Origin of the sequence: Pedobacter sp. MR2016-19 (genome assembly GCF_014947265.1) — a bacterium.
In the GTDB taxonomy this organism is placed as follows: domain Bacteria; phylum Bacteroidota; class Bacteroidia; order Sphingobacteriales; family Sphingobacteriaceae; genus Pedobacter.
The window spans coordinates 45,574-71,169 of the sequence record NZ_JADCNK010000008.1 but is presented as its reverse complement, the minus strand read 5'-3'; the positions used below and the strand labels follow the sequence as shown (position 1 = coordinate 71,169).

The 25,596-nt window shown below is 37.8% G+C and carries 23 protein-coding genes; 10 read left to right on the top strand and 13 right to left on the bottom strand.

The genetic code is table 11. The features are described from left to right. Positions 1-64: 64 nt before the first annotated feature. The 3 genes from IM793_RS12530 to IM793_RS12520 all read right to left on the bottom strand — a co-directional run bounded on the left by IM793_RS12530 (position 65) and on the right by IM793_RS12520 (position 3,032). Positions 65-1,147 carry a TlpA disulfide reductase family protein gene (locus tag IM793_RS12530; RefSeq protein ID WP_193421807.1) on the bottom strand — a complete coding sequence of 361 codons (1,083 nt, stop codon included), beginning with the start codon at positions 1,145-1,147 and terminating at the stop codon, positions 65-67. A 56-nt stretch (positions 1,148-1,203) separates the two neighbouring features. Further along, complete coding sequence (locus tag IM793_RS12525; protein WP_193421805.1) at positions 1,204-1,380, bottom strand: ComC/BlpC family leader-containing pheromone/bacteriocin; 177 nt, start codon at positions 1,378-1,380, stop codon at positions 1,204-1,206. Between the two features lie 71 nt (positions 1,381-1,451). Continuing rightward, entirely contained in the window at positions 1,452-3,032 is a 1,581-nt protein-coding gene (locus IM793_RS12520) for a vitamin K epoxide reductase family protein (RefSeq protein ID WP_193421803.1), read from the bottom strand. Between the two features lie 372 nt (positions 3,033-3,404). On the opposite strand from IM793_RS12520, the gene IM793_RS12515 reads away from it, so the two are divergent. Further along, positions 3,405-4,109, top strand: coding sequence for a class I SAM-dependent methyltransferase (locus IM793_RS12515; protein WP_227256238.1), 705 nt, complete (start codon positions 3,405-3,407; stop codon positions 4,107-4,109). Between the two features lie 690 nt (positions 4,110-4,799). Here IM793_RS12515 and mnmE read toward each other — a convergent pair. Then, the gene (gene mnmE / locus IM793_RS12510; RefSeq protein WP_193421801.1) at positions 4,800-6,158 is read right to left on the bottom strand and encodes a tRNA uridine-5-carboxymethylaminomethyl(34) synthesis GTPase MnmE; all 1,359 of its coding nucleotides are present in this window, start codon (positions 6,156-6,158) and stop codon (positions 4,800-4,802) included. A gap of 546 nt (positions 6,159-6,704) precedes the next feature. Between mnmE and IM793_RS12505 the strand changes: the two genes are divergently transcribed. Both IM793_RS12505 and IM793_RS12500 read left to right on the top strand, forming a co-directional pair. Further along, positions 6,705-7,829, top strand: a complete 1,125-nt coding sequence (locus tag IM793_RS12505) for an AI-2E family transporter (protein WP_193421799.1) — start codon at positions 6,705-6,707, stop codon at positions 7,827-7,829. Positions 7,830-8,321: 492 nt separating this feature from the next. Beyond that, on the top strand, positions 8,322-8,744 hold the full coding sequence (locus IM793_RS12500) for a DUF5710 domain-containing protein (protein ID WP_193421797.1): 423 nt from the start codon (positions 8,322-8,324) through the stop codon (positions 8,742-8,744). Between the two features lie 216 nt (positions 8,745-8,960). Here IM793_RS12500 and IM793_RS12495 read toward each other — a convergent pair whose 3' ends face one another. Continuing rightward, complete coding sequence (locus IM793_RS12495; protein ID WP_193421795.1) at positions 8,961-10,091, bottom strand: BamA/TamA family outer membrane protein; 1,131 nt, start codon at positions 10,089-10,091, stop codon at positions 8,961-8,963. Positions 10,092-10,295: 204 nt separating this feature from the next. On the opposite strand from IM793_RS12495, the gene IM793_RS12490 reads away from it, so the two are divergent. After that, the gene (locus tag IM793_RS12490) at positions 10,296-12,884 is read left to right on the top strand and encodes a phosphatidylglycerol lysyltransferase domain-containing protein (RefSeq protein ID WP_193421792.1); all 2,589 of its coding nucleotides are present in this window, start codon (positions 10,296-10,298) and stop codon (positions 12,882-12,884) included. A gap of 1 nt (position 12,885) precedes the next feature. Here IM793_RS12490 and IM793_RS12485 read toward each other — a convergent pair whose 3' ends face one another. The 3 genes from IM793_RS12485 to IM793_RS12475 are packed head-to-tail and all read right to left on the bottom strand — an operon-like array spanning position 12,886 to position 14,848. Further along, positions 12,886-13,560, bottom strand: a complete 675-nt coding sequence (locus tag IM793_RS12485; RefSeq protein WP_193421790.1) for an AcvB/VirJ family lysyl-phosphatidylglycerol hydrolase — start codon at positions 13,558-13,560, stop codon at positions 12,886-12,888. Between the two features lie 7 nt (positions 13,561-13,567). Next, positions 13,568-14,275 (bottom strand): AcvB/VirJ family lysyl-phosphatidylglycerol hydrolase, encoded by a 708-nt coding sequence (locus IM793_RS12480; RefSeq protein ID WP_193421788.1) that lies wholly within the window; start codon positions 14,273-14,275, stop codon positions 13,568-13,570. Between the two features lie 3 nt (positions 14,276-14,278). Further along, positions 14,279-14,848 carry an outer membrane beta-barrel protein gene (locus tag IM793_RS12475; protein ID WP_193421786.1) on the bottom strand — a complete coding sequence of 190 codons (570 nt, stop codon included), beginning with the start codon at positions 14,846-14,848 and terminating at the stop codon, positions 14,279-14,281. A 548-nt stretch (positions 14,849-15,396) separates the two neighbouring features. Between IM793_RS12475 and IM793_RS12470 the strand changes: the two genes are divergently transcribed. Then, positions 15,397-15,603, top strand: coding sequence for a hypothetical protein (locus tag IM793_RS12470; protein ID WP_193421784.1), 207 nt, complete (start codon positions 15,397-15,399; stop codon positions 15,601-15,603). Positions 15,604-15,667: 64 nt separating this feature from the next. Then, the gene (locus IM793_RS12465) at positions 15,668-16,672 is read left to right on the top strand and encodes a 2-hydroxyacid dehydrogenase (protein WP_193421782.1); all 1,005 of its coding nucleotides are present in this window, start codon (positions 15,668-15,670) and stop codon (positions 16,670-16,672) included. A gap of 72 nt (positions 16,673-16,744) precedes the next feature. On the opposite strand, the gene map is transcribed toward IM793_RS12465, so the two are convergent. From map to IM793_RS12450, 3 genes are all read right to left on the bottom strand, one after another. Continuing rightward, positions 16,745-17,545, bottom strand: coding sequence for a type I methionyl aminopeptidase (gene map / locus IM793_RS12460; RefSeq protein ID WP_193421780.1), 801 nt, complete (start codon positions 17,543-17,545; stop codon positions 16,745-16,747). Positions 17,546-17,632: 87 nt separating this feature from the next. Next, positions 17,633-18,244 (bottom strand): Crp/Fnr family transcriptional regulator, encoded by a 612-nt coding sequence (locus IM793_RS12455; protein WP_193421778.1) that lies wholly within the window; start codon positions 18,242-18,244, stop codon positions 17,633-17,635. A gap of 175 nt (positions 18,245-18,419) precedes the next feature. Beyond that, the gene (locus IM793_RS12450; protein WP_193421776.1) at positions 18,420-19,328 is read right to left on the bottom strand and encodes an AraC family transcriptional regulator; all 909 of its coding nucleotides are present in this window, start codon (positions 19,326-19,328) and stop codon (positions 18,420-18,422) included. 581 nt (positions 19,329-19,909) lie between these two features. Between IM793_RS12450 and IM793_RS12445 the strand changes: the two genes are divergently transcribed. Further along, the gene (locus IM793_RS12445; RefSeq protein ID WP_121285044.1) at positions 19,910-20,089 is read left to right on the top strand and encodes a histone H1; all 180 of its coding nucleotides are present in this window, start codon (positions 19,910-19,912) and stop codon (positions 20,087-20,089) included. Between the two features lie 85 nt (positions 20,090-20,174). On the opposite strand, the gene IM793_RS12440 is transcribed toward IM793_RS12445, so the two are convergent. Then, positions 20,175-20,900 carry a LytTR family DNA-binding domain-containing protein gene (locus IM793_RS12440; protein WP_193421774.1) on the bottom strand — a complete coding sequence of 242 codons (726 nt, stop codon included), beginning with the start codon at positions 20,898-20,900 and terminating at the stop codon, positions 20,175-20,177. Positions 20,901-21,021: 121 nt separating this feature from the next. Here IM793_RS12440 and IM793_RS12435 point away from each other — a divergent pair, with 121 nt between their 5' ends. After that, positions 21,022-21,234: a cold-shock protein gene (locus IM793_RS12435; protein ID WP_193421772.1), complete on the top strand. Its 213-nt coding sequence runs from the start codon at positions 21,022-21,024 to the stop codon at positions 21,232-21,234. Positions 21,235-21,925: 691 nt separating this feature from the next. Here the strand turns inward: IM793_RS12435 and IM793_RS12430 are convergent. Continuing rightward, a complete protein-coding gene (locus IM793_RS12430; RefSeq protein WP_193421770.1) occupies positions 21,926-23,194 on the bottom strand; it encodes a hypothetical protein in 1,269 nt (422 codons plus the stop codon). A 338-nt stretch (positions 23,195-23,532) separates the two neighbouring features. Between IM793_RS12430 and IM793_RS12425 the strand changes: the two genes are divergently transcribed. Further along, on the top strand, positions 23,533-24,156 hold the full coding sequence (locus tag IM793_RS12425; protein ID WP_227256237.1) for an RNA polymerase sigma factor: 624 nt from the start codon (positions 23,533-23,535) through the stop codon (positions 24,154-24,156). Positions 24,157-24,300: 144 nt separating this feature from the next. Beyond that, positions 24,301-25,419 carry a FecR family protein gene (locus IM793_RS12420; RefSeq protein WP_193421768.1) on the top strand — a complete coding sequence of 373 codons (1,119 nt, stop codon included), beginning with the start codon at positions 24,301-24,303 and terminating at the stop codon, positions 25,417-25,419. Positions 25,420-25,596: the final 177 nt, after the last annotated feature.

Sequence of the window (25,596 nt, the reverse complement as noted above, 5' to 3'; positions counted from 1 at the left end):
GGCCAAATGCCTCTCATTCTGATTACAAATTGATGGAGAGGGGCAGATAAGTTGGTTTGTGTATTTAATTATCATCAAACTTTTCTTTCAGCAATTTGGCAAGATCATCAATGCTAATATCCCTTTTGATTACTTTGCTGTCAGAATCAAGCAAAAATGTAGTTGGAAAGTTTTTAATTAGTAGTTTTTTGGTTATTGTTCCATTTTCATCTAAAAAATGAGTCCAATCAAGTCCATAATCTATAATTCTTTTCTGCAAAAGCCCTCTTTCACTTGCCTTGTCTGTTGATATACTTACAATGTTAAAGCCTTTTGACCTATACTTATCTTGCAGTTTTTTTAATTCAACGTATGCTTCTAAACAAGGTTTACATCTGCTAAACCAGAAATCAACCAAAGTGAGTTTTGCAATAGGAATTGATAATCGTTTTTCGACATATGCAGTATCCATAACCATCGGTGATGGAAATACCACTCCCTCTTTTATGGCAATTGCGTTAAATTCATCACGGAGCTTATGCCATATCCCTCCTTTTTTTATTTTGTCTGAGAATGAATAAAGGGTTTTTTCCCGTAATGTTGAATGACCGAATCGTGTGAATCTATTTACAACTTCCCATAGCGCAACATATGAATAAGGATATTTTTTCACATATAAGTATACCAATGAGTCAAATTGTAATTGCTTACCCTCTTCAATTACTTCCATATCCCGTTTTGCACAGCTGTAAGTCCCGATTTTTTGGAAAATAAATGGAATAAATATTTTTTGATATTCTGCATTAGTTGATCCATCAACCGAAACACATTCTGTGTTTTTCAAATCCGATTTAATTACTTTTGTGCTATTGTCAAGAAAATAACGGCCAGCCCTCCATATCATTTTATTCTTATCGCTTGACAGGACCATTCTAAACATTACCGGCTCCTTAAATGAACTCTTAAGCTTATATTTTCCAAACAACACTTCGGAGCGTATGTTTTTCATTTCATAGTACTGTTCACTAATCTGACCTCCGAAAAAAATCACGGTATCTGTTTTAACACTGCTATCAATAATTTCTCCGTTGATATAACCAACATTACCTTGACTATATACAGATATGTTGGCAAGAAGCAGAATTGTAAAAAAGAATAATTTTCTCATTGTTGATTCTTAATGTGATTTCGATAGTTATAAACTATCGAAATCAACGGTACTAATTATTTGTCTTGTGTTTCTGCATAACAGCAAGTATTACATACGCCGTCAGTAGCACAACCTGATGCACAGCCATCAGTTGCATAACAGTCACCTCTAGCCACGCTTGATCCACCAAGTACACTTTTCAATTCATCTCTTGTTAAGCTTTTAAAGCTCTTTTTCAAATTTGTTTTCATGTTGTTTTTCTAAAGTTTATCTTAGCTGTTGCTACTAAGCGGTTCTGGTTTTTTACTGAGACAACATCACTTTACAGTGACCCAGCCTTGCCAAGATAGTGATTTAATTGTGGAATCAAATACTCTAAATCCCTTAAATTATACCTTGTTGGCATTTTTCTCCCATTTAGGAATATCGTTGGAGTATACGTTATTCGATTCTCTTTCATCCAAATGTAGTGATGCTTTTTTTGAACTGATACATCGTTCAACCCAACTTTTCCGCATTTTTTTAACCAATTCTCCAAATTCATTAATTCGAACCAATCAGTTAAAATTTTAGCTATTTCTGTTGGATTGGTGCAGGATGCTGCATTCAAAATTGATTCTGTTGCTTCCGTGAACTTATCATTTGTATTAAGCATTGGGCATAATAATTTAATATCCAACTCGATCATTCCCGGAAACTTATCCATTAACCTATGAATATCTTTATGTGCAGTAGCACACGGCTTGCAATAAGGGCTGCAAGCTATTGTGAGTTTTATCGGTGCATCTGTATTCCCAACAATTAAAATATTTCTAAAAGAGGAATCGGAAACCATCAATTCTTCATTTTGCAACTGAGATAAAAAAATCGAAGGGTCCGCTTTCCATTTTTTAAATTCAAGTAATTGAGTAGTTGCCCATATTTTGAATGAGAATAACCTGCTCAACATCATCAAAGGATAAACCAATACCAAAAAGATGGCGGAAAATACAAAAAACGGTAAGGGCTCAAAGCCAAGCTGGGAACTATTCAGAATTATTAGAAGCTGAACTGATAATATGCATCCTACTCCAATGCATAAGGCGCACCAGTCTCTAATTATAAAAGCCTGAGCATAAATACTTCCAATTACAATAATGCCTGCAACACATGCTGGAATTATTGTAATACTTATCAATGTGAAGTTCGGTGTAATAAAAATATATGCTACAAATTGCGTAGTAAAATAAGTTAACGAGCCCAACGCCGGTGTAATTCCGAAGATACCTCTTGCCAGATTATTGCTCATGACATTTTCACAACCACTTTTACTAAACGCTCCACACACTTGCCTAATGATCCTAGAGTGGAACCCGACTTCATTTGATAACAAAAATACGCTCAGGAAAAGTCCCAACATACCAAACAATCCAATGAGTATTTCTTCAACTGATTTAATGTTGTGCGATCTAAAAGTGAATAAAGACAAAAGAATAATTGAGAATATCCATAAGAAAATTTTTTGGTCCCTTTCTTTTAGGGCAGCATTACTATTCTCTTTAACCTCCCATTTCGAATTAACCTCTGGAAAAATGACAATGCCACTCCAGTCTGAAAGAATCTCACGATATTCTTCCCAATCGTTTATACTGTTAACGATATACATATAACTGTGTTCCGGTTTTTTAATATGGGCCAGGGCTGGGTAGTTTAGTTCACCGATAGAATGGAGATCAGTTTCCACGGCGTAAAATTCCATTCCACCCTGTTCCAAAACATCAGTCAATGCGGTTAACGACGGATAATCTGGGTGTGTTGTAATCTCGTCTCTGAAATAAACTTTATTTGGGAAACTTCCGGCTTGCTTAAGCCAATTATAACTTACCTTCCAAAGTTCTGAGGTTTTCTCTTTTTCTATTAACATATTGATTTCTCTTACCCCCAAGATATTATTTATACCTTAAAATTTATCAATTAATTTAATACATAAAGGTTTTAAATACGCCACATCAGTAAAGATCGTCCCTCAGGTTAAGCCGTTGGTGATTACTGTTGGCGAAAAGAAAAACTAAATCTATACTTGAGTCAGTGACATCTTGAAAAGTTTCATTCCTTTAATTATAGCGTATCTGCAGCTATTAAGGCAATTATAATTGTAATCGCTGGGTCAACTAAATCTCCAAGCTGGCATCATTTTTACAGGGTGGAAAATACGCTAATTTACGCTGAAACACTAATCATCATAGCGTTTTTGAAAGAAATCCAAAGGTTTGCGTAACTTCATTTTATAAATTCTATGTTTAAATTTATAAAGTCAAATAATTGCAAAAACAATGGTCAACAATTAGATTTTCATCCCAGGCAATTTGTAATTATCTTCGCTCCAGAGATGAAAAGCGAGCATATACAGGAAACCTTCGGAAACATTGATATTTATTTATTCGACCAGTTACTAAAGGGTACCTATGATGGGTGCAAAAGTGTTTTGGATGCTGGATGTGGAACAGGAAGAAACCTGCTTTACTTTTTAAAAAGTGGCGCACAGGTTTATGGGGTAGATCAAAATCCTGAAGCTATAGCACAGCTTAAAAATCTGGCAAGTGCCTTTCCCCATATCAATCCCGAAGAAAACTTCAGAATAGGGCTGGTAGAAGAATTACCATTTGAAAATGAAAGTTTTGATCTGGTCGTTAGTTCTGCTGTACTCCACTTTGCAGAAAACGAGGAACATTTTGAAGCGATGTTAAGCTCTATGTGGCGCGTACTTAAACCCGGTGGATATTTCTTCTGTCGCCTGGCCTCAGAAATCGGTATTGAATCACTAGTCCGTTTTATCGGAAATGGCAGGTATATTCTTCCAGACGGATCAGATAGATTCTTAGTTAACCAGGAAATGCTGGTTAGATTCACCAATAAACTTGGCGGACAACTTCACGAGCCCATTAAGACCACCAACGTACAGAACATGAGAGCGATGACCACCTGGTGCGTGCGGAAATAACATTTTATAAAATATTTGATTCAATGCTGATCTGAGTACATAACTGAACTTTCCGCTACTGAATACTTCAAGATCATTTCGTTTGATCAGGTCATGAAGTGCTTTTTCTGATATGCTAAAATGCTGATAAATTATCCTTTCACTACAATCAAGTAGGCTAGCAGCCTGTTTCACAGTAAGGAACTCTGCCGGCTGGTCATTGATAGTTTTACGCAGATACTAAGCGTCTGTTCATTGCTGGCAGAAATCTTTAGATTACGGATTTTTTGTTTGTAATGCAGCCTGTTACAATTCAAGCTGCAGTACTTAGTGACCGTAGTTTTTGCCAAGAATGTCTTATTGCAGTGTTCGCAGATTCGCTCAACCGTTATATTGCTACTCATTTCATCCTTTTTTGCTGCATCTGCTGCAAGTCGACAGGAATTTAGACGCCTAAACATCAGTGGTAGTTTCCCCTAAAATAGTGGGTTATTAGTAGTGTTTAATGTTTTTTAGTGTCGATAAGCGACATCATTTCACCCATGATTTTTTGGGGAAAAATTTCAGTCGATCGAGCAACAAATGAGCAACAAAAATGCGAAAAACGGTGATAAACTTCCAATAAATTCATTTGGAAATATTAAAATAACTTATTAACAATCAGGCGGTTGATTGTCGTAAGTTATCGAAATTAGTGGTTGTTTTCAGGGATTATTTGCCGATACAAAACTTCGTAAATATATTCTCAAGCAAATCATCGGTGGTTACCGTACCGGTAATCTCACCAAGATAATGCAGCGCCTGTTTAATATCCATTGCTAAAAAATCGGAGGTAACCGGATTATCTACATTCGCCAAAACGTTTTGTAAAGCATGTTCTGTTTGTTTCAATGCTTCTACATGGCGGATATTGGTTACCAGTGTTTCGCTGGTATTAATATGGTGCAAGTTAACCTGCTCCAATAAAGTGTTTTTTAATTCGTCGATACCCTGTTTCTCTTTGGCAGAGATAAAAACAACATCTAAAGCTTCGAAAGCTTTACGTTGCGCATCGGCAAGGAGATCGGCTTTATTGACTAAAATTAAATAGGGGATAGCCAATTGTGCCAAACCCCGGATCTGCTCTTCAATTTCTGATGTACTTTGAGCGGCATCGGCCATATAAATGATCAGTTTAGCCTGTTTCATTTTCTCCAGCGTGCGTTCTACTCCTAAAGCTTCGATTATATCTGCTGTATCGCGGATTCCGGCGGTATCGATAAAACGGAAAACAATGCCACCTATGGTGAGTTCATCTTCAATGGTATCGCGAGTGGTGCCGGCAATATCAGAAACTATAGCGCGTTCTTCGTTCAGGAGGGCATTTAACAGGGTAGATTTGCCTACATTAGGTTTGCCTGCAATCACAATGGGAACACCATTTTTAATTACATTTCCCATTTCGAAAGAAGAGATTAAACGTTGTAAAACGTAATTGATCTTGTTCACCAGGTTTTTCAACTGCTCACGATTGGCAAATTCTACATCCTCTTCGGCAAAATCGAGCTCGAGTTCGATCATGGAGGCGAAATGGATTAATTGTTCGCGTAATCCTTTTAATTCGTTGGCAAAGCCACCGCGCATCTGTTGCATGGCCACATCATGCGAAGCTTTAGAATTGGAGGCAATTAAATCGGCAACTGCTTCTGCCTGACTCAGATCGAAAGCCCCGTTTAAAAAAGCACGTAAGGTAAATTCGCCGGGTTTGGCGGCACGGGCACCTTTGCTGATTAACAGGTTAATAATCTGCTGAATAATATAATTAGAACCATGGCAGGAAATTTCTACCACGTTTTCTTTGGTGTAGGATTTGGGGGCAACAAATAAACCCGCTACCACTTCATCCACAATATGATCGCCATCTTTAACCAGGCCGAAATGTAAAGTATGTGAGGCCTGTTTTTCTAAATCTTTTCCTGCAAATACGGCATTGGTAAGGGAAATAGCCTCCGGACCAGATAAACGGATTACGCCAATGGCGCCAGAACCTGAAGGGGTAGATAAAGCAATAATGGTATCTTGATTGTTCATGTGCGGTATTAAAGCTGCAAAAATAAGGCTAATCTATGGGTAATACCGTGTAAGGGAAGTAATTTTTTTCATTGGTCTCTAGTTCATAGTTGATTATCTGGCGGATATTCGACTTCAGGTTACAGGCTTAAAATGATGAACCAGCAGAACGACCTATTAGCCTTTCGACGCCACTCAGTGTAACACACTAAGGGAAAATAATTAACATTAAGCATGGTTTGGAAAGTACATTACAGGCAGAAAACTTTCATTATAAACCCGATAATAGTGGACGCCGATCCTTCATCGGCTGAAACGAATAGCGGGACTACCACAGCCCACGAACTACTGACATTCATTTCCAAAACCTAAAAACGTCATTTACATTGATTTTTATACAATAAATTATCCATCAGAGTGACCTATTGAGGAGAAATAGATTAATTTACTCCCAACTTATTAATCGTTTAGACTTCGGACTCAAGACTTATGACTCCTGACTACAACTAATTATTTAAAACATTTTAAAAGCGGCTGTGTTTAGAATTCAAATCAGAATAAGCTTTTATGACAAATAATTTACCCCTGACCGTAAAACGATCGATAGAATTATTGGGGCTAATGGCCATTGCAGCCGTGATGGTAATTGGTCGAGATATTATTATGCCAATATTAATGGCTTTTTTCATCAGCATCATGTTGCTTCCATTGTATCGCTTTTTAAAAAGAAAAAAAGTACCCGAATCTTTAGCCATTATCTTACCAATTTTATTAGTGGCCCTGTTTGTAGCATTGATTATTTGGTTTTTTTCGAACCAGATCGGCATTTTGGTTAAAGATTTCCCTCAGATAAAGGCAAATGTAACACAGCATATCAATTCTTTAAGCGATTGGATCAGCCGCATTACCCATTATGATGATAAGCAGCAAAAAGCATTTATACAGACCAAAAGCGACGATTTAATGAATATGGGCACCTCGCTTGCGGGCGGTGCTGCAGTTACTTTAAGTGGTATTTTTGTATTTATCGGGTTGTTGCCTATTTATATTTACCTGATGCTCTTTTATAAAGATATTATATTGCGCTTTATTTTTATGTGGTTTAAAGCAGATGACCACCCGAAAGTGAAAGGAGCGATTTATGAAACCGAATCGATTATTAAAAGTTACCTGATCGGGCTGTTAATTCAGATTACCTATATGACCATTTTATTGGGCGGCATATTGATGTTAATTGGTATAAAACATGCCTTGTTAATTGGGGTTATTTTTGCCATATTAAACCTGATCCCTTACGTGGGTGCCTTAATTGGTAACTTGATAGGGGTATTGCTAACACTTACATCGTCGCAAGAGTTATGGCCTGTGCTTACGGTTTTAGGGGTAATTGCATTTGTTCAGTTTTTGGATAACAACATCCTTATGCCGCGTATTGTGGGTTCCAAAGTAAAAATTAATGCTTTATTTTCCATTCTCGGGGTATTTATTGGCGGCAGCATAGCGGGTGTTTCGGGGATGTTCCTGGCATTACCTATTGTGGCTGTGCTCAAAATTATTTTCGATCGTACAGAATCATTCAAACAATGGGGTGTGTTACTTGGAGATGAACGTCCGGCTAAAAGTCCGATGACTTTCCCTGTTTTTAGAAAGAAAAAAGCAGTGGCTACCAAATCGGGAATAGAAAAAGGATAGAGATGGGAAATGTAAGATGGATGATGTGAGATGTAATGAGTTCTGCACGATCAGCGTAATCTGTGGGAAATAGTTTTAGGTGATGGAAAATATAAAATGTCATTAGTTCTGCGGTAATCAGTGTAATCTGCGGGAGGCAGTTTGATGTGTAGGTTAGATCAATGTCATTAAGTTAAGCGGTAAATCGTAAAAAGATGTTACCCTGAGCGTAGTCGAAGGGGCATTTAGTTGCGTTTTATCAATCTGACGACCGCGGTGCTTAAATTAATGATATTTAGGTTAGGGTAGCAGATGGAGAGTGTAAGATGCAAAGGCCCAAGTGGCGCACTCTTTGTATTTCCCTTTGCGTGTTTTTCGGTTAAAATTTTGCTTTCTCATGGCGTCATACCAACTAATGCGCCAATGACCAATAAACATTTTCCAACGGTTAAAATTCCACTTTACTAATACCCGGATTTTAATTATTTTCGTCCTGCAAGCTTAAACCAAAACATGCCTTATATCCTTAACGTTCCCTTTGCTGATAAAGACGGGGCCAAAGCGCTCGGGGCTTACTGGCTCACTGAAATCAAAAAGTGGGTTATTCCTGATCACATTGCAGATATCAATCTCTTTGCGAAATGGATCCCTGCCGGTCGTTTAGATTGTATTGTAAGGAAACCTTTTCTATTGGCAAAAGCCACGCGGATCTGCTGGAAGTGCGGACAGAAAACACCTGTAATGGCTCCGGCTGCAGTAAATTATTATCATTTGGAAGAAGTTGATGAGGATAATCCCGAGGGTGAAGGGTTTGCATGGGTTAAAGGCGAAAACCCAACATTGTTCAGTTACGTCCAGAGTGCGGATCTTCCTGCGATGGAACATTTTAAAAAAGTCAATCCGCAGTTTAAATATAGTTTTTCCAAAGCCATTTAATTTTCCTATTGGGCAAACACCTGCAAACGCTGTGGCACATTACAGGGAGATTTTGAACTGCACGATGAACCCGGCGGACCGTTTTTTCCAATCGTTTACGATCCCGGCGATATCGAGATTACGTCCATTGAACTCGAATACGATTATGCTATTGAAGGCGAATATGGCGGTCAGCAGTTTGAAGAAATGGATTTTTCGGAGTTTTTGTAGAATCTGCTAAAATGCCTCTCCAAGGCTGATGTAAAAACCACTTTGTCTTTCTTCGCTTTTTACTTTTGTACCGATGCCATAATCCATGCGTACACTCAATCCCTTCGCTGGATCGAAAAAGTACCTTAAACCTGCACCAAAATCAGGTTTGAAATTATCCAAAGCAAAAGTAGTACGGCCCCAAACTGTGCCTGTTCCGGCAAAGAGCACTGCACCAAAACGGTTATTCAACCGGTAACGCAGTTCGCTCTGCATGGCCAATAAATTCCGATCGCGGTACCTGCCCGAATAATAACCGCGCATCATTTCGTCATTTCCCAATTGTGGCAGGATGTAAAAAGGATAATGCCCGCTTTGTAAACCCTGATAAATACCCTGTGCACCCAGTACAAATTTTCCGCCCAGATTCCAGAAATTACGAACGTTTGCCCCGAACTGGCTCCCTGTAAAATTTGTACCGCCGAAAAAGTCGGGTGCATATTGGTAAGTAACCCTGCCAAAAAAGCCTTTGGTGGGATAGTTGTTCGAGTTGCGGGTATCATAACTTTGAGAAAGGCCCAAAAAGATTACTTTTCCACCCCTTTTGCCTTGAATTTCTGGCCGTTGGGTGAAAATTTTCTCCGGTGACCGGTCATCAAAAACATAATTTTCATATCCTAAAGAAAGGCCTGAATAGAAATTCCTGATAAAGGTTCTTTCCAGGTCGAGTTTTATCTTAAACTGCTGTTGCTGCAGTTTGTCTTCATCCGCTTTTTTGGTGCGGTTGCCAATCCCGTAAAAATTAAATGGCATTTTTCTGAAACGGATTTCGGCAATGGCATGGTAGAGGTTGCCTTTGCTCCAGGCATCGCCCAGGATGCTGAAATTGTATGTTTTTTTAGTAGAGTAAGAGGCTGTACCCGAAAAATTGGAACTCCTGTTGGTGGTATCTTTACGGTCGGCATAAAAAGAAAATAATGCACCCGCTCCAAATTCAAAACCTGTTTCTTGCGTATAACCGAGCACCGGAATAGGCATAAAACTCGATTTCCGTGTGGTATCTTTCTCGTTCGACAACAACTTTTTAATCAGCCTGATCTGCGCAGAACACTGAAACATGATAAGTAGACTCATTGCCGACAGCAGCATCTTTTTCATGGCGCAAATAAAGTGAATTATTTCAGGATTTTTATGAACTGTAAATGAAGACAGACCTGTCTTATTGATTTCTATAACTTATTTTTTTGCTTAGCCGGCTAATTCATTAAAATGTTCCTATTTTTAGGCAGAACTAATTATTGATTAATTTTTATAACAGGCGTTTTACTTATTCGTTATAGAAAAGTAAACAGCTATATTTTTATGCATAAGGCAAAGTCTTTTCTATCCAATCTGGTATACAATAAGTTTTTCTGGCAATTTTTCCTTGCTGTTTTTATGCTCGGTATGGCTGTCTTTTTTATCCGGAACCAGCATGTCGAAGTGATACAGATTACCAGGCAATTGGATACTGCTGTACCGCTTTATGTGGTATTGGGTATTTTGCTTACCGGTGTTTACATTGTGGCACAGGGGCAAATGTATGTACATAGTTTCAAAGCCCTTAATGTTAAAGTTTCGCTGGGCAATGCCATAAAACTTTTTTTAAAACGTAACCTCATCAGTGTTTTTTTGCCTGCCGGAGGTTTTTCGTCGCTGATATTTTTTACCAGGGAAATTGAAGAAAAAGGGATTTCGAAATCCAAAATCCACTTATCATCTACCTTATTTGCATTTTGTGGTATCCTTTCGGTAGTTGTAGTCGCCATCCCTGTATTGGGTATCGCACTATTATCAACCCGGTTGGGGCAGGTAGAAATTATCAGTTTTATATTTCTGTTGCTTTTAACCGCATTTCTTTTTATCACCATTTATTCCATTTCGAAAAAAGGATGGGCTTATCAATATATTTCGAAGATCAGACCTTCATTGGTTACCGTTTTCGATGATATGATCGAAGAACACATCAACAGGAAACAGTTTTGGTTAACCTTGCTGGTTTCTATCGCTATAGAGTTTATCGGTATCCTGCATTTATACATCTGTATGCTGGCGCTTGGTTTTCAGGCCAGTTTGCCAGCTGCGATAGTAGGTTACATCGTCATGGTGATCCTGCTTATTGCCTCACCGTTTTTAAGGGGATTAGGTACTATTGAGGTCTCGCTTACTTTTATATTGGGACAGTTTGGTTTTCCGCTTATTGCTGCGGCAACCATCACACTGATGTTCAGGTTTTTCGAGTTCTGGTTACCTTTAATTGGCGGTATTATCAGTTTTATCCTTAAAAAAGATAGCATTGTACTGCGTGTACTACCTGCTTTTATCATTCTGATTTTGGGTGTGGTAAATATCATTTCCTCGATAACGCCATCTATACCCACCAGGTTAAGATTGGTAAGGGATATCTTGCCGGAAGACCTGATTGTAACCAGTAATGCATTGGTGCTCATTTTCGGCCTCATATTGGTCATGGTGAGTATATTTTTATTACAGGGATCAAAACGTGCCTGGTATGTAGCCCTTTCGCTCACCTTGTTTTCCATCATTGGCCATTTATTAAAAGCTGCCGATTATGAAGAAGCCACATTGGCATTAATTGCGGGGTCTACGCTGTTTTATACCCGCGATAATTATAAACTGAAACCGCATCCAAAATTTGTAAGGGTGAGTTACTGGGTGTTTTTATATGCCATTGCCGCAGTATTTGCCTATGGCGTGCTTGGTTTCTATTTTATGGAAAAAAGGCATTTCGGGGTAGAATTCAAATTTGTTGATTCGGTAAAAGCCGTTTTAAAGGTAATTTTCTTTATTGATGATAAAGCGCTGAACCCACTTACCAAATTTGGCACCCATTTCGAGCAATCGATTTATGCGGCCAGTGGTCTGGTGATTCTTTTTATCATTTTTAGTTTGCTTAAGCCGTATTTTTTTAAGCCTTATAACAGTCCTGAAGATTTTGTTGAGGCAGATACTTTGTTAAGTGAGAAAGGAAATTCGGCACTCGATTATTTTAAAACCTACCCTGATAAGTTTATCTATTTTAACGAGAACCGTACGGCATTTATCAGTTTTAAGATTACCCGGCATTTCGCACTTGTATTAGAAGACCCTGTTGCAGACAATGCGGAAGAGAAAATTGCCATGATCAAAAAATTTGAGCAAAGGTGTAAGGATACCGGATTTATAGCGGCTTATTATAGGGTACCTCACGAATCATTGTGTTTATATAAATCAATGGGTAAAAAGTTTATTCCGATAGGTGAGGAGGCTGTTTTAGACCTTACTTCCTTTACCATTGACGGTGGTAAAATGAAAACCACCCGTAGCGCCATTAATAGATTGAGCAGTGAAGGGTTTATTTTTAAGGTTTACAAAGGACAACAGAAAGAAGGATTGCTGCAAAAACTTCAAACCGTTTCTGATAATTGGCTGAGGGACTTGGATCAGAAAGAAGTGGCTTTTACACAGGGTGTTTTTGATAAAACGATATTGAAAAACCAGACTATTTTGACCATCGAAGATGCAGAAGAGAAAGTGTATGCTTTTTTAAACCTTGTGCCGGATTATGCACCGGGAGAAGCCACTTACGACCTCATCAGAAAGGAAACTGATGCGCCAAATGGTGTATTGGATATGCTACTGGCTAAAACCTTTTTATACCTCAAAGATGAAGGTTTTAAAAGTGTAAATATGGGCCTTGCGCCGTTATCGGGAATAAATGGCGAAGATTTTACGCAAAAAACGATCAAATATGCTTACGATAACCTGAAGGCTTTTGCACAGTTTAAAGGCTTGAGGAAATATAAAGAAAAATTCTATCCATCATGGAATAAGAAATACCTGATATACAGCCATCATTACCATTTGTTACAGGTGCCGAATGCCTTAAAACGGATTTCGGAAGGCAGTTAAACTACAGTCCGGTTTGGATTGCAGAAACTACTTTTTTAGTATCATTGTTAAATTTGTGCGATCCGGTGATAAGGCTTTTGGTGATGTTTTTCTTATCGGGAATGGCTTTGTACACATCACTGTCTTCATCTTCACCAAAAATAAACAAGAGTTTTCCGCTGATTTTATTGATTTCGGGCAATACCTTGTATTTGGCATTTTTACTGCCGAAGCCCATCATATCAGATAGGTGGATCACAAAATCAGTTGAATTTGACGGAGAAAGCAAAATGATGGATTTCAGTTTTGGCTGCAGGTCTTTTGCTAAACGCGGTGTTAAAAACAGGGCAGCATCAGCACCGAAAGAGTAACCCAGAATCGAAAATTCATCTTTATTCCAGTTTTTTAAATAAGATTCTATTACGGCATTCAGGTCTTGTGCCAATTTATCTGGTGTTTTTTGATCCCAGAAATACTTTCTGCTGTCTAAAGCAACTATTGCGTAGTTTTTATCATGGAGCGATTGCAGAAGGCTTTGCGAAAAACTGTTCATGCCACCATCGCCGCTAAGGTAAAAAATAATGCTTTTGGCTGTTGGTTTTGCTTTTGTTGTTAAGGGTAGTTTTGATGTATCCTGCGCCCGGGTAAAAAGTGTACAAAATAATAAAGTGTAAACAATGGAAATTCTATAAATCATTTGATATTTATTTCAATACGGCTACTATTTTATTGTAAGCAGCAGTTTGGTAATGGTGGCTACCGGGAATACTATCGATGACCACATTCTTTTGATTGATGTTTTTTAAAGGTTTATCCGTTTCTTCTTCACCATAAAAACAGAATATGGGAATGTTTATTTTTTTGACTTCGAGATCTACCTTATATGGGTAATTATCGCCTGACAGGTTGGTGAGGTCGCCGAAACGCACTTTAAAAGCGGAGGTAGCATAAGGCGAAAGCATTTCTATGGCTTTAACATGCCTTTTGGCACGATAAGGTAGCCTGCTATAGATAAATGGTACCACATCGGCGCCGAAAGAATAACCACATAAATAAATCTGGCGGGTTTTATACTGGAAAGCGTATTTACGAATCAGTTGAACAACATCACGCTCGGTCTGTTCCGGTGTTTTCTGTTCCCAGAAATAATCTCTCGAATTTATCCCGATAGTATAAAAGCCGTTTTCGGCAAACTTTAAAGAGAGTTCATCTTCAAATTTGATCCAGCCGCCATCGCCTGATAAGAAGATAAGTAGTTTTTTCGCATGCGTATCTTTAGGAGGGTATAAAAAAACAGGAAGATTAAATTCTTTACCTTCAATGGCATTGTTTTCGTGCACTCTCGCACGCTTAAACAATGCGCAACCGCTTAAAGCGGCTGCCAATAAAAGTAAAAAAACTATTTTTCTCATCTTTTATAAAAATGTAAAACCCAACATAAATGAGAGTCCGTGCGGATTGATATCCAGGTCGTTTGTACTCATTTTGTAACCTTTTAATCCGACCGCCAAAAAAGTATTTAATTTAGGCGTAATGCTGTATTTAACGCCTAAACCGGTATATACGTAAAAACCTTCTTCACTTACTTTGCGTTTAATTTCAGGCGTAGGATCTTCCGCAATATCATATTTATTAAAAGATATGCCTAGCGAAGTTTCTACATAAGGCCTGATCTTTTTGGTGGTTTTAAAATTGTATTTTAAGTTACTATATATAGGCAAAAATTTTAATTTGTACAATACATAACCATTATCGTGATGGATAGGGGTGGTGGCATATTCAATACCAAAACCAGGTTCCAAACCATTAGCAAACAGGTAATTTACCTTTAACGAGGGGGCGTAAAAAAGATTACTGTGGGTAGACCTTAACAGTTCGAAAGCTGGCGAAACCGAAAATATTCCATTGTTGGTTTTCTCTTGTGCGAATGAAAGAAAAGGCATTATAAGCAATAAATTGCCAAAGAATATTTTTTTAATTGTCATTGTTTCTAAAATGTTACGGTAAACATAATAAAAAGCTTTGATTAGTTCATTGCTTGGTTAAGCAGTTAATTGTTTAAATTGGTTAATTAACCCCAAACGGCCAGGTGTAGATGTTGGTCCGAGTTATGATTTAAGTTCATCGTATGGGAATATTTATTTGAGAAAACAGTACGGATGGATGATGGGGAAGCGGTAAGTATTTGGCGATAGGAGCTGATCAATCGCTTCATCACTTTTTCTCATTCCGAATGCAATGAAGAATCTTTTTTCATGAAGGAATTAAAATCACTAAGAAATACAGAGAGCAATCCCTCGTTCCGTCATCTCCTTTGGTTTATCAAACTGATTTTTCTTCTTTGAAATAGTATTACAAGAAGAAAGCTTGCTAAGCGTTTAAATAAAAGGCAGGGTGAATTTTCGTCATATATAGTTTACAGAACTTATGGTCGTATTAGTTCCTGCAATTTACTGTCAAAGGCCTAGCTAGAATACTTTCTTAGAACTATTAAAGGTGATCGGCAAAAGACAGTTTAGATACCTATCTGCAGATGTATAAACCCGCGCGTGAAGCTGCCGCACTAAACAACAATAATGTAGAACCCGCCTTCCCTGAAGGGAGTATCGGTTTTTTGAAAGGGATAAGTGCAATTGGTACCAAGTTTCAGTCTGCTTTATTAATGGGGCCACAAAGTCAAAAAAACAAAACTGACGGTAAAACTTTTAAAGGAACTTTAATATTTGATTTTGAAAAATAAGCGTTTTGCTCCCTAAGTTAAAAGAGCACAGCAAAACACCTATTTAATCCGTATTTTTAACGATATGAAGATTGTGTTTTTTTCTGCGAAGCCTTACGACCGTGATTTTTTTGAAAGCTGTAATAAACAGTATGATTTTGAATTAGAATTTTGGGAAACTCATCTGGGTCCTCATATTGCCGACGCGATAAAATTAGGTACGGATGCTGTTTGCGTATTTGTGAACGATAAACTAACGGCTGATGTTATAGCCATACTGGCACAAAAAGGGGTGAAAATTATTGCTTTGCGTTGTGCAGGCTTTAACAATGTGGATCTGAATGCGGCCAAACAATACGGGATCCGTGTTTGCCGTGTTCCGGCTTATTCGCCACAGGCCGTTGCAGAACATGCAGCAGCCATGTTACTTACCCTAAACCGTAAAACCCATAAGGCTTATAACCGCATACGCGAACAGAATTTTTCGCTTTCAGGTTTAATGGGTTTCAATCTTTTTGGCAAAACAGTTGGCGTAATCGGCACAGGGAAAATTGGCGCCGCTTTTTGTAAAATTATGCTTGGTTTTGGCTGTACTGTACTGGCTTCTGATCCTTTTGTGAATAAATCATTACAAAGTGGGGGAGTAACGTATTTACCTTTTCACGAAGTGATAAAAGAGGCTGATATTATTTCGCTGCATTGCCCGCTTACACCCGAAAACCATTATCTGATTGGATCAAATAGCTTATCGGCGATGAAAAAAGGTGTTACGCTAATCAATACAAGCAGAGGCGGATTGATTAATACACGTGAAGTAATTGAAGCATTAAAAACAGGTCAACTTGCAGCGCTGGGAATTGATGTATATGAGCAGGAAGAACAACTCTTTTTTAAAGACCTTTCAGGGAGTATTATTGGAGATGATGATATTCAGCGGTTAATCAGCTTTCCGAATGTTTTACTTACCGGGCATCAGGCATTTTTTACGCAAGAGGCCTTAACAGAAATTGCAGAGTCTACACTGAAAACGGTAAAAGTATTGTTAGATGATCATGCTGAAGAGATCGTTTCAGATGCAATATTGGTGTAACAAGATATATGGTTACATGGAGTTTTTGAGAAGCTAGCCTCCAAAATCTCCATGCGCCCACTGTATTGGTATTTAGTAATAAGAAGTATTGAGGTTGTTATTCTGCTTTTCTGCGGCCTCAATAGGTGCATAATTAGAAAGAATAAGTGCTTCCCCCTTTTTAACACATACATCATGTTCGAAATGAACAGATGGACTTCCATCCGCCGTTCTGATGGTCCAGCCGTCTTCATCCAGAAACACATCTTTTTTACCCATATTAATCATCGGTTCTATGGCCAATACCAGATTTTCTCTTAAGAGTAAACCATTACCTTTTCTTCCATAATTTGGAACCTGTGGGTCTTCGTGCATCTCTTTACCTAAACCGTGGCCTACCAGGTCTCTTACTACGCCGTAACCCTGCTTTTCGTTATGATTTTGGATGGCTGCACCAATATCGCCGATGCGTTTGCCCACAACAGCTTCTTTAATTCCGAGAAAAAGCGATTCTTTAGTTGTTTTTACCAGGTTTAATACCGCCGGAGATACTTCGCCAATAATAAAGGTATAAGCATGATCGCCATGATAACCGTTTTTTATGGTACCTACATCCACCGAGATAATATCGCCATCTTTCAGTTCATCTTTAGTTGGGAAACCATGTACAACCACATCGTTTACCGAAGTGATAATATGAAAAGGAAAGCCATTATAATTGTAAAAGGAGGGTACTGCGCCATTATCCAGTATAAATTCGTTGGCTATTTTGTCAATTTCGAGGGTGGTAATGCCTGGCTTTAATATTTTAGCTACTTCTGCAAGGGTATCGCTCACCAGCAGGGCACTGATTTGCATCAGTTCTACTTCTTCATTGGTTTTATATAAAATCATTGCTGCAAATTTAACAAAAGAAGCGGAAATGAAAAAAACGAAGAGTTGAATGATAAAATGTCTGAATGTTGAAGGTTCTGCGCTAAATTAAGAGCACAACCGGTAATCAGGTATTACAACTTTATTTCTGATTCTGCTCATGGTTTCTATACGCACCCCCAGGTAACTGGCCAGATAACACTGCGGTATCCTATTGATATCCAAACCGCTTTCCTGTAATTTGCGGTACCTGCCGGTAGCTTTGGGTATTCGGGCAAGGATAGCCCTTTCTGATGCAGCATAATACTGAAGTGCCAATAGCTTTCTGTCGATGAGGTTGGACTCCGGATATTTCGTATACATTAAATCGATTAAAGTATAGGGAATGCAGATGAGTTTACAATCTTCCAGGGCCTGAAGATATTCTATAGAATAACCGGGCTGCTGATCGGGGTGGCGTATAGCACCTATTAACTCATTTTCGAAACTAAACCAGGTGCTGATCTCTTTTTTACCATCGCGCACAAAGCCACGTACAAGACCATCGACCAAAAAATACAGAGAAGAATTACTATCTATTGGAGAGAGAATGTGTTTGTTTTTTTTGATACGCATGAGTTTGCAAGACCTTTCATATTCGGCTTTAAAAGTATTAGATAAAGGATAAAATTGCTCAAGATAATTGAAAAGCGGGCGTAAAAATGATGCTGTATATGGCATAGTTAAGACTTATTTTGATTTCAAAAAAAAGATTTAAGCATACTCATTTGAAACGCCATATGCCTATCATAATCTGAAACCAAAGGTATCTGGTATTTTACTGTGCACTGAAAAATAGGACAGTTATGGCCTCCAACGATACGATCGTTAGACTAAAAAATGGCGTTATGACAGGCTAATGGATTAGTTCCTGGGCAAAATAGGCAGTTGGCATTAATCCTGTTTCTTTTTTAAATGCATTATAAAAAGTAGCCACGCTTTTAAAGCCAGCTTCAGATGCAATGGCTTCGATGGTAATTTTATCTGATTTTAAGGGATACTGTTTTAAGAAATGATTAACCCGGTAACTGTTTATCCAATCTCTAAAATTTTTTCCGATATGTTTGTTAATCACGAAAGAGCAGTGGTGAATCGGGATGTTGAGTTTTGCGGCCAGGTCAATAATCTGGAAATCGTGAAGCAGATAAAGCTGTTCCTCCTCCATTATTTCTTTCATGGCAAGTGCATAGTCAGACAGTTGTGCATCTATGAGATTATTTTTTTTTACTGCTGTTAGGTTAGGTTTTGGATCGTCTGCTATTAGGGGAATTAAAATTGCATCAGTTTCTGTTTTCAGTACTGCGGTTTTTTTAGTCCAGTCTACCGCCACCAGCAGATAGCCATAAAAAATGTAAGGCCTGTGGAGCGCATATACTAAAATGACTAACAGGGCTAAACAATTGACCACAACAAACGAAGCGTTAACATATGGGATATGTAAGCTTCTTAAAATGATAGGTGCCAGGGTAAACAACTGGAAGAAGGTAGCAATCCTAAGAAAAAAGATGATCCAAGTCCTGCTTTCGGCTTCGAGCAGCTGTTTTGGTTTGTTTTTTAGGCGCAGTACAACAATCCACGTAGCGCATAAATAAGCCACTACCAATACAGGCCTGAATATATAATGGAAATATGGCGGAAAAAGACCACTTCTTTCTTTTAGTGAGAAGTAACCGTTTTCGGCCAGTTGGCTACCTATCAAATCCCAATTGAGTGTGGTAGAGAAATGCCAGGGGATAACATGGATAATGGCCAGTAATACAGGCAAAAAATGGAGCCATTCTATTTTTTGTAAATTTTTGCGATCCTGAAGAAACCCTGTGATGTAGAGATAAAAGCAGGCTGGGGCAGCATAATAGAATGGAGTAAAAATCTGATAAAAAAAAGCTAAGGTATTGGGCTGTCCTGATTTAAAAAATAAGGAAGTTAATATTTGCCCAAATCGGGCAAAAAATATAACCGAAAGAAAAATGTTTAACAGTTTATTCCCCTTTTTTGAAAAAAAAAGATGCATGGAGAATAAAAGCAAGAATAAACAACTGGTACTAATGAGAAGGTTTAAGGACTGCATATTTCCAGCCAAGATAAAACATAATCGCTGAATTAAATTTCCTAAATTTTTTATGTTAAATGCGCCATCCGTAAAAGGCTAAAAATGAGGTCACATTTGTTAAAAATAAGGTATGCGTAGCTGCCTTTGCCCGGATATTTCATGCTGTTTGCAATAATGATTTGCCATAAACGTTTGTTTAATTTATAAAAAGCAATAGTTTTGCGGCCCGTTTATTGTTAGCGGAAAGGAATATTGTTTAATTAATGGATGTTTACCATCCCTATAAAAGAAAAACTATGGACAAATTTAAAAAAGTGCAAGATCTAATCTCTTCTGTAGAAGCAGACGTAACTAAATTTTATGATGGTGGTAATGCAGCAGCAGGTACACGTGTACGTAAAGCAATGCAAGACCTAAAAGTTTTAGCCCAAGAAATTAGAGCTGAAGTAACTGATAAAAAAAATAGCGATAAATAATTTATTCGCTTAGAAAGAAAGCCATTCTAGTTTTAGATGGGCTTTCTTTTTGGCTTTTGTTTTTAGTTTTTGTGCGCCTAAATGTTTATTTGTTACGTTTACTGGTAATAAGTTTATCGGTGAAAAAGTCACGGAAATCATTATAGTAAAGATCGCCCACTGTAAAGCTGGTATGATTAGAAAGCGTCACCCTCGTGCCTTCAACATGTAAAATATGATTGATGGAAATAATATAACCCCTATGTAGTTGTATAAAGCCTTTTTCTATATTCAGCTGATCTTTAACATCCTTCAGACTTAAATACGCTATAATTACTTTTTCTTTTGTATGGATTTTGATGTAGTTGTGGAAACTTTCAAAAGCTATTATATCTGCATATCGTACCAAAACAGCTTTGTGCTCTTCAGATTTATTTTTGACAAAAAAATATGCTTCCTGCGCAACATCTTCTGTTTCATCTTCAAACATCCGGTTTACGGTTAAGGCAAATTTCGCATAACCATAAGGTTTAAGCAGATAAGCATCTGCTTCTGCTTCAAAGGCTTCAAAGGCATATTCCTCATGAGAGGTAGTAAATATGAGTTTTCTGGTTTTGGATCGGATTGCCTTAGAAAGTTCAATACCCGAAATCTGTGGCATTTGAATGTCCATAAATATTACATCTACCTGATCAATCTTTTTCAGTTCGTTCAAGGCTGTCATCGGGTCGGTGTAACTGGCCAAGAGTTCCATATTAGGGGCATTGGCTATATATTTTTCAATACCCGAAATTGAGTTTTGTTGGTCATCAATGGCTATACACCTAATCATTTGTTAATCTTCATTGTATATATAACGAAATTACACCTTTTTATACCGAAAATAGAACGATTTATCCTGTTTCGCTTCAAATTTTATTTACAGTGGCTAATTTAATGAAAAAAGGGCGCTTATGAGGTACACTGGAGTAATTAAATGGTATAATCCGGGAAGAGGTTTTGGATTTATTGCATTTAATGATGGAAAAGAAATGGTTTATGCAGATAATCAGAAATTAGTGGGAATTTACCGTCCTGCTTTACTTGTAGGAACCAAAGTCCGTTTCAATTTGGAACACGGACAGCTAGGATGCCAGGCTACCAATATTATAGTGCTGGGATATTGAATCTGACCTATATTTGCACCTATCTGTAATGAAAACAGACCGATCTGTGTAACCTGGTTCACAAAAGTTAAATCAAATGCGATCTTTACTATCAATAAAAACAAAATTTGATTCTTGTCGCAATTTTTAGCTGAACTGCACATCAAAAATATTTACATCTACCTGTCAAACATGTAATTTAACCCTCTTCCTATCTAAATAGACTAGTTCTTTTAGATAGGATTTTTTTTGCCGGATTGCGTTTCGTTTAAATTCATAACATTACATGGTGTGCAATGCCGAAATGTTAAGCTGCCATACCCAGGGATTAAGAGCCTGTTTAAAAATCAAATAAAATTTATTTCGTATATCAGTTTGAGGATAGTCGAAGATCATTTCAATGCATTAATAAAGCACATCGACTGCGCGATATCAATAACAGACTCCAATAGAATGGTCGTCATCTCGACCGGAGCAAAGCGAAGTGGAGAGATCTTTGGACTATTTATTGAAATCAAGTTTAAAAGATTTTGCTTCGCAGAGCCTTCGGGTTCTCCACTGCGGGCGAAATGATATTTCGAGACCATTCACCTTCTTTATCCATCTGTCATTCATATTGCTTTATAAAATAAATTATCCCTCAATTTGACAGCAAAAGGCCATTAATATTTGTTGTAAAAATTTAAACAGGCTCCAGGTTAAAATGATTTTCTTACAAAATAGCCAGCATTTTCTTTGATCGGGTAAATGATATCGGCCAGGCATCAGCGCTGCTGGCTGCGGCTATTGCATAATATTCTTTCGCCTGAGTCTGATTGCCCTGAATAAGCCTGACATAAGCACTTAACTCATAGATGAAATTCTTTAATTTGGGATCTATTCCTTTTTCAGTGCCTAAATAATCGAATATTGCTGCAGCTGCATTTATACGTTCATCATTAAAATTTTCTATTTTAAAACCACCGGGCATTGCGAACCAGTATTCCCAAATTCCACCCTGGGCATGCTTATTATATCCGTCTTTAACAAGTTGGATACCCACTTCTAATAACGTGCCATTGAATGTGCTATCCTTTGGCATCTTTTTACCCAGATCGAAATAAAGGTTTATAGTTGGCAGTAATCCTTTTTGGTTGATCTCATCCAATATCATTTCTTTTCTGTACATAGGTTTATCACTCATTAAAAACTGTTCATATGCAAAGCTTGCAGGAAAATGATCGCTTATTTTTTCTAAACGGTAACCTTTTGCCAATTCTTTTCTTAAATCAATTACATAAGGGTGTTCAAAGTCGTGAAAATGATATACAGTGATGATGCCCCGTTTAAGATCGTAAATGTTACTGTAAATAGTAGATAGTTTTCCTTCTTGTCGGGTACGGTTTAAAATATCGCGAAAAAAGGGAACGTTTATAGTTTTTGCCGCTTTTAGCATCTCTTCTGAGATATCATATCTCCGGCAAGAATAGGTTTTGATTTTTACCTTGCTGATATCAAAATTTGTATTGATCTGGTAATACCCTGATTTGGGTAATTTAGTACCAGCATTAATGATGATCGAATTGCCAAGTGCATCTGCAATTAACACCTGCGAACTGATTGCATAATCGTATTTTTCCAGATAAGCCAAAGCTTCCTTTACAGTTTTACATTTGCCGAGAATTTCAAAAAAAAGATCTCCTTTGTAGATATTTTTAGGATGGTATTTAGCAGGATCGATATTTTGTGCAGTAAAATCGTAGAAAAGGCCATATTCATTCATGGCCGCCTGTGCTTGCAGATCAGGGAGTCCAAAACAAACCGAACCATACCTTTCCGCAGTTTTAGGGTTAAACCACATCCTTGCAAAGCCCATGTAATCATCTTCATTGGCTGCTGCGAATACTTCGCCTTTTAATGCACAGGAAATTACAGTACAGGCTTGGCTGGGTTTAAATAAGGTGGAGATGGCGATAACCGCAAGCGTTATTATTTTCTTCATTTTTAAATTTCCTTTAATGCTGCTAAGGTTATGCCAGTAACCATAAACATACGCTAAAGCCAATAGCGCATTCTTTTGCAGAAATTAGGATCAAAGTATGTTCGTTACCGGACAATATCCGTTCGTTAGCTGACAATTGTGAATACATAATTCTTCGTGTCGCCACCTTGATCTAATAGCTATCGGATTTATTTCAGGCGCTTAATAGTAAGAATAATTTAACCACAGATAAGAAGGATAAACACAGATAGAAATCGTGTTTATCTAAAATGTACCAATGCTGTGTAAAAAATTGCAAACATAAAGGCTATAAGTGAGGTAAGTACCTGTATGATGCAATGAAACCGGTTGTATTTGTATTATCTTTGTTTATCTCTATGCGTGTTTACCGTTCATATTCTGATAGCGAATTGGCATACCTGTTAACTCAAGGTGATGAGCTTGCCTTTACTGAAATTTACAACCGCTTTTATGGCCTGCTTTTCATTCACGCCAGCAAACGCTTAAATGATGATGAAGAAGCAAAGGATGTATTACACCAGTTATTCGAATCACTTTGGGTTAAACGTTTACAGGTAGCACCTGACGGTAATTTATCAGCATACTTATATACAGCAGTGCGTAACCGTGTACTGGATGTGTTTGCGCATCAAAAAGTAGAAAGTAAATACGTTGATTCTTTGCAGGATTATATAGATCAGGATCATGTGGCTACTGATTATATGGTGCGTGAAAAGCAAATGGCATTACTAATTGAGCAAGAAATTGATGCTTTGCCGTCAAAAATGCGCGAAATATTTATTTTAAGCCGTAAAGAAAACAAATCACATAAAGAAATTGCGCTCGAATTAGGGCTTTCTGAGTTAACGGTTAAAACACAGGTTAAAAAAGCGCTCCGAATTCTTAAATCGAGATTAGGAGTAGTTATTTATGTTGCTTTCCTTTTAAAAACCTATAGGTAATCTTCCGCGAAAGGCTTAAATACAGACTTTTCTTTTTAAATTAAGCTGTATTGAAAATATATTTTAAAAAAAATAATTTTCGATACCCCCAAGGCTATAGCTTCGCCGTATATATATTAACCAACCAAACTAGATTTCTTTGTAATGGAGAAAAATGCAAAAAAGCTTTTAGATAAATACCGTTCAGGCCATTGTACGCCAGAAGAAATCGCTGTTGTAGAAGCATGGTACCTTCAGTTGCCTTTCCAAAAAGAGGCTCCTGATCATTTACTTATCGAAACCAGCAAAGAAGAAGTATGGAACCGGTTAAAACCAGGAAGACAATCTGTAAAATTGCTCACGGTTAAGCGCATTGCGATAGCTGCCAGTATTATTTTATGCTTTAGCGCAGGACTCTATTTTATGGCAGGTCGTAATACTTTGCCAGTAACAGCTAAAACAGAATTGAAAGATATTCTTCCAGGTGGAAATAAAGCGATGTTAACACTAGCCGATGGAACGGTGGTAAACCTGGATGATGCTAAAAACGGTCAGATTGCGAGCCAGAGCGGTATCATCATCCACAAGACTAAAAACGGTCAACTCGAATACATCATTAAAGAAATTCCGAATGCCCCGGTTACAGGCTCAAACACCATTAGCACACCCCGTGGCGGACAATACCAGGTAAGCCTGCCCGATGGAACAAAAGTTTGGCTTAATGCGGCCACAACCTTAAAGTACCCTTATGCCTTTGCAAAAAACGAAAGGGTAGTAGAACTTAATGGCGAAGCTTATTTTGAGGTTTCAAAAGACCATACCCGTCCTTTTAAGGTAAAAACAGATGCACAAACCGTTGAAGTTTTAGGTACGCATTTTAATATTAATGCCTACAGGGATGAAGCTCTTGTTAAAACCACGCTTTTAGAAGGAGCAGTAAAAGTGAGCAATGCCTCTGGTACTGTAAACCTGCACCCGGGCGAACAATCGAAGCTAAATATAAGCACAGCTAAATTAACGCTCAATCAGCAGGTTGATATTGACAAAGAAATGGCCTGGAAGAATAATATTTTTTCTTTTGATGATGATGATCTGCAAAGTATTATGCGGCAGATTTCGCGTTGGTATGATGTAGATGTAGTTTATCAGGGCAAAATTTCAACAGAAAAATATATTGGCGACATTCCTAGAAATAGCAACCTGGCAGAGGTATTTAAAATATTAGAATTTAACGATGTTCATATTGATATAAAAGGCAAAGTGCTTACCGTAACAAGAAATTAAACAAGAATGGCTTTCTTTAAACAGCCGGAAAAATCAACCAACCAATTCACAAACTAACTAAACTTTATGATGAAAAAACTACCAGAAATTTAGCATCCTACCTTAAAAAAAAACCGAAAGCGCGACAACGCTTCCGGTAGAAATTTGGACAAGCAGCTTGCTTCGAAACCCAGCTGC

Coding starts and splice junctions, on each gene's coding strand:
- IM793_RS12530 (WP_193421807.1), bottom strand. CDS start 1,147: ATGAGAAAATTATTCTTTTTTACAATTCTGCTTCTTGCCAACATATCT.
- IM793_RS12475 (WP_193421786.1), bottom strand. CDS start 14,848: ATGACAATTAAAAAAATATTCTTTGGCAATTTATTGCTTATAATGCCT.
- IM793_RS12420 (WP_193421768.1), top strand. CDS start 24,301: ATGGAGAAAAATGCAAAAAAGCTTTTAGATAAATACCGTTCAGGCCAT.
- mnmE (WP_193421801.1), bottom strand. CDS start 6,158: ATGAACAATCAAGATACCATTATTGCTTTATCTACCCCTTCAGGTTCT.
- IM793_RS12490 (WP_193421792.1), top strand. CDS start 10,296: ATGCATAAGGCAAAGTCTTTTCTATCCAATCTGGTATACAATAAGTTT.
- IM793_RS12430 (WP_193421770.1), bottom strand. CDS start 23,194: ATGAAGAAAATAATAACGCTTGCGGTTATCGCCATCTCCACCTTATTT.
- IM793_RS12485 (WP_193421790.1), bottom strand. CDS start 13,560: ATGATTTATAGAATTTCCATTGTTTACACTTTATTATTTTGTACACTT.
- IM793_RS12455 (WP_193421778.1), bottom strand. CDS start 18,244: ATGCCATATACAGCATCATTTTTACGCCCGCTTTTCAATTATCTTGAG.
- IM793_RS12480 (WP_193421788.1), bottom strand. CDS start 14,275: ATGAGAAAAATAGTTTTTTTACTTTTATTGGCAGCCGCTTTAAGCGGT.
- IM793_RS12465 (WP_193421782.1), top strand. CDS start 15,668: ATGAAGATTGTGTTTTTTTCTGCGAAGCCTTACGACCGTGATTTTTTT.
- IM793_RS12525 (WP_193421805.1), bottom strand. CDS start 1,380: ATGAAAACAAATTTGAAAAAGAGCTTTAAAAGCTTAACAAGAGATGAA.
- IM793_RS12425 (WP_227256237.1), top strand. CDS start 23,533: ATGAAACCGGTTGTATTTGTATTATCTTTGTTTATCTCTATGCGTGTT.
- IM793_RS12470 (WP_193421784.1), top strand. CDS start 15,397: ATGTATAAACCCGCGCGTGAAGCTGCCGCACTAAACAACAATAATGTA.
- IM793_RS12440 (WP_193421774.1), bottom strand. CDS start 20,900: ATGATTAGGTGTATAGCCATTGATGACCAACAAAACTCAATTTCGGGT.
- IM793_RS12515 (WP_227256238.1), top strand. CDS start 3,405: ATGTTTAAATTTATAAAGTCAAATAATTGCAAAAACAATGGTCAACAA.
- IM793_RS12520 (WP_193421803.1), bottom strand. CDS start 3,032: ATGTTAATAGAAAAAGAGAAAACCTCAGAACTTTGGAAGGTAAGTTAT.
- IM793_RS12435 (WP_193421772.1), top strand. CDS start 21,022: ATGAGGTACACTGGAGTAATTAAATGGTATAATCCGGGAAGAGGTTTT.
- IM793_RS12500 (WP_193421797.1), top strand. CDS start 8,322: ATGCCTTATATCCTTAACGTTCCCTTTGCTGATAAAGACGGGGCCAAA.
- IM793_RS12505 (WP_193421799.1), top strand. CDS start 6,705: ATGACAAATAATTTACCCCTGACCGTAAAACGATCGATAGAATTATTG.
- map (WP_193421780.1), bottom strand. CDS start 17,545: ATGATTTTATATAAAACCAATGAAGAAGTAGAACTGATGCAAATCAGT.
- IM793_RS12445 (WP_121285044.1), top strand. CDS start 19,910: ATGGACAAATTTAAAAAAGTGCAAGATCTAATCTCTTCTGTAGAAGCA.
- IM793_RS12495 (WP_193421795.1), bottom strand. CDS start 10,091: ATGAAAAAGATGCTGCTGTCGGCAATGAGTCTACTTATCATGTTTCAG.